Source organism: Kitasatospora sp. NPDC091257, from assembly GCF_044757675.1.
In the GTDB taxonomy this organism is placed as follows: Bacteria; Actinomycetota; Actinomycetes; order Streptomycetales; family Streptomycetaceae; genus Kitasatospora; species Kitasatospora lactacystinica.
This window is the reverse complement of record NZ_JBIVVI010001024.1, coordinates 1-3,351: the sequence shown is the minus strand read 5'-3', so window position 1 is coordinate 3,351 and position 3,351 is coordinate 1. Positions and strand designations below refer to the sequence as shown.

General features: G+C 73.9%; 3 protein-coding genes. All 3 read left to right on the top strand.

The features are described 5' to 3' along the window. Window positions 1–332 precede the first annotated feature (332 nt). On the top strand, window positions 333–1,751 hold the full coding sequence (locus ACIQOV_RS33770; protein ID WP_401054592.1) for a diacylglycerol/lipid kinase family protein: 1,419 nt from the start codon (window positions 333–335) through the stop codon (window positions 1,749–1,751). Continuing rightward, window positions 1,744–2,376 carry a phosphatase PAP2 family protein gene (locus ACIQOV_RS33765; RefSeq protein WP_401054590.1) on the top strand — a complete coding sequence of 211 codons (633 nt, stop codon included), beginning with the start codon at window positions 1,744–1,746 and terminating at the stop codon, window positions 2,374–2,376. The genes ACIQOV_RS33770 and ACIQOV_RS33765 overlap by 8 nt, the downstream gene beginning before the upstream one ends. 54 nt (window positions 2,377–2,430) lie before the next feature. Continuing rightward, window positions 2,431–3,351: acyltransferase family protein (locus ACIQOV_RS33760; RefSeq protein ID WP_401054588.1), on the top strand; the 921-nt coding region annotated here is incomplete at its 3' end.

The following is a 3,351-nucleotide window of genomic DNA, read 5'->3' as shown; positions in this document are numbered from 1 at the left end:
CCCTCCCCGTCGTGCCGGCCGGCCACCACGGCCCCGAAGCTCAGCATCGAGTACGGCCCCGGGATCGGCCCGTCCGACTCCACGTCCACCGACACGTACACCGTCGGGGTGACCTTCTCCCTGTGTCCCATGGCCCCATCCAACTCGGCCCGGCAACCGCTTTTCCCGCCCTCGTCCTTCCTGTCGCCCGCTGTTCGCCGCCCGTCGCCCCGGTCACCCGGACGGGCCCGCCGGGATGCCCCCGGGCGCGGGAGTGCGCAGGCTGCTGGCAACGACCGGGCCCGACCGGGCCCGGGGCGGACACGCCCTGGCGCGCGGCACGGGAGGACGAGATCGACAGGACACGGACGGCGGACCACGCCGGGGGAGCGGGCGCGACGCTGCTCGCCCGCTGCGCCCTGCTGACGGTCGCGGGGGCCGTCGGGGTGCTGCTGTTCGCGCTGGGGGAGGGAGGGCTGCTGGTGCTCGCGGCCGGGCTGCTCGGACTGGTCGTCTGGGCCGCCGGCGTCTGGTGGTTCCTGGCCTACCGGGGCGCGGTCCGGCTGTTCGGGCTGCTCGTCGCGATCGCGGCGCCGGTCGCGGTGCTGGTGTTCTTCGCCCACCACCGGCTGTGGCTGACGGCCCTGCTCCTCGTCCTGATCTGGGGCATCGCGCTGGCCCTCGCCCGTGCCGCGCTGCGCCGGGCCCGTCCGGAGCCGCCGATGCGCGGGCGTGCCGCGACCCGGCCGCTGCGACCGGTCCTGATCATGAACCCGAAGTCCGGCGGCGGGAAGGTCGGCCGCTTCGGGCTCGTCGAGCGGGCGGAGGGACTCGGCGCCCGGGTGGTCCTGCTCGACCCCGCCGCCCCCGCCGACGTCGCCGAGCTGGCCCGCACGGCCGTGGCCGAGGGCGCGGACCTGCTCGGCGTGGCGGGCGGCGACGGCACCCAGGCGCTGGTCGCGGCCGTCGCCGCCGAGCACGGCCTGCCGTTCCTGGTGATCTCCGCCGGCACCCGCAACCACTTCGCCATGGACCTCGGCCTCGACCGCGACGACCCCTCCCGCTGCCTGGACGCGCTGACCGACGGCGAGGAACTGCGGGTCGACCTCGGCGAGGTCGCGGGCCGGGCCTTCGTCAACACCGTCTCCTTCGGGGTGTACGCCGACGTCGTGGAGCGCCCCGAGTACCGCGACGCCAAGGCCGGCACCGCGCTCAGCCTGCTGCCGGACCTGCTGGTCGGCGAGGGCGTACGGCGGGTCGACGTGAGGGCCGACGCCACCGTGCTCACCGCCCAGCAGGCGCTGCTGGTCAGCAACAACCCGTACGGCTCGACCGACGACCTCGGCATCGGCGGCCGCCGACCCCGGCTCGACAGCGGCCTGCTCGGTGTCCTCGGCATCCGGGTGGAGGGTGCGGCCCAGGCCGCCGACCTGGCCGTACGCGGCACGCAGTCCACCGGGCTGACCGCGCTGACCGCACGGCGGGTGGAGGTGACCGCGGAGGAGGACGAGATCCCGGTGGCGGTCGACGGCGAGACGCTGCGGATGCCCGTCCCGGTCGTGTGCACGCTGCGCCCGCGGGCCCTGCGGGTCCTGGTGCCGCGCGACCGCCCCGGCGTCCCCGCCCCCGTGCCGTCCGTGAACTGGCGCCGGCTGGCCGCCCTCGCGTTCGGCCGCTCCGACCCGGGCACCGGCGACAGCTCCGGTTCCGGCTCCGGCCACAGCTCCGACCACAGCTCCGACCCGACTGCGGAGGGGCCGACCCGTGACTGACCACCCGGACCACGACGCCACCCCTCCCGTCCCACCGCCCGTCCCGCCTCCCGCATCGCCGTCCGTACCGCCGTCCGTACTCACCGACCTGCGGGCGCTCGACGGAGCCGTCTACGCGGCCGTCGCCGCCACCTCCACCCCGACGCTCGACTCCGCGCTGCGCCGGCTCTCCAGGGCCGCCGACCACTCGAAGATCTCGTTGGCCGTCTCCGCCCTGCTCGCTCTGCGGCCCGGCCGCCCCCGACAGGCGGCGGTGGCCGGGGTCGGCGCGGTGGCGCTGGCTTCGGTGGCGGCGAACCTGGTCGGCAAACAGCTGGTCCACCGCCCCCGGCCCGACCGGGAGCTGGCGAGGGTGACCGTCGGCCGGCAGGTGGCGATGCCGGAGTCGGCCTCCTTCCCGTCCGGGCACACGGCCTCGGCGACGGCCTTCGCCACTGCCGTCGGCGTGCTGCTGCCACCGCTGGCGCTGCCGCTCGGCGCGCTGGCGACCGCGGTCGGCTACTCCCGGGTCCACACCGGCGTGCACTACCCGGGGGATGTCGCGGCGGGCGCGCTGCTCGGCTTCGCGGCCGCCGTGGCGTCCCTGGCCGTCGTCCGGACCGTGCCGCCGAGCCTCCCCGAGTGAGCGGGCCTCCGGGCCTGCACCGGGCAATTGAACGTGTGTGCGCTATCTTCTGCCGTGAGCATTTTCCCCCGGCAACGATCAGGTTCCTCGGGCCGCCGCAAGTCCGCCAAGGGCGGCCGACTCGCGGTCCTGGACGGATTGCGCATCCTGGCCGCGCTGATGGTGGTCTTCCACCACTACGTCGGCTACGGCGGCGGTACCAAGCCCGAGGACAGTGCCTGGGGCAAGCCGGTCGATCAGGTGTTCCACCGCGCCTCCTTTCTCGGCGCCTATCTGTGGACCGGCATCTGCCTGTTCTTCGTGATCAGCGGCTTCGTGATCTGCATGAGCAGCTGGGGCCGCCCGGTGGGCGACTTCGTCCGCTCCCGGGTCATCCGGCTCTACCCCGCGTACTGGTTCGCCGTCCTGCTCACCACCGCGGTCGTCACGGTGTGGCCGCTCGTGCGCCAGCCGCTCCCCTCGGAGCAGGTGCTCGCCAACCTGACGATGTTCCAGGAGGGCCTGGGCATCAAGGACGTCGACGCCGTCTACTGGACGCTCTGGATCGAGCTGCGCTTCTACCTGCTGTTCGCCATCGTGGTCTGGCGGGGCGTGACCTACCGGCGGATCGTGGCCTTCTGCTCGATCTGGACGGTCGCCGGCATCGTCGCGGCGAGCACCAAGTGGCCGGTGCTCGACTTCTTCGCGATGTCGCAGGTCTCCTCGTTCTTCGTCGCCGGCCTCGCGCTCTACCTGGTCCACCGGTACGGTCCCAACCTCATGCTCTTCGGCATCGTCGGCATCAGCTGGATCCTCTCGGTGCTCTACACCATCCAGCACCAGAAGGACGTGAACCCCTACCTCGGCCGCGTCGACCTGCCGACCTGGCCCGCCGTCCTGCTGACCAGCCTCTCCTACCTCGTCATGATCGTGGTCGCCCTGGGCTGGGGATCCCGGATCCAGTGGCGCTGGCTCACCTTCGCCGGCGCCCTCACC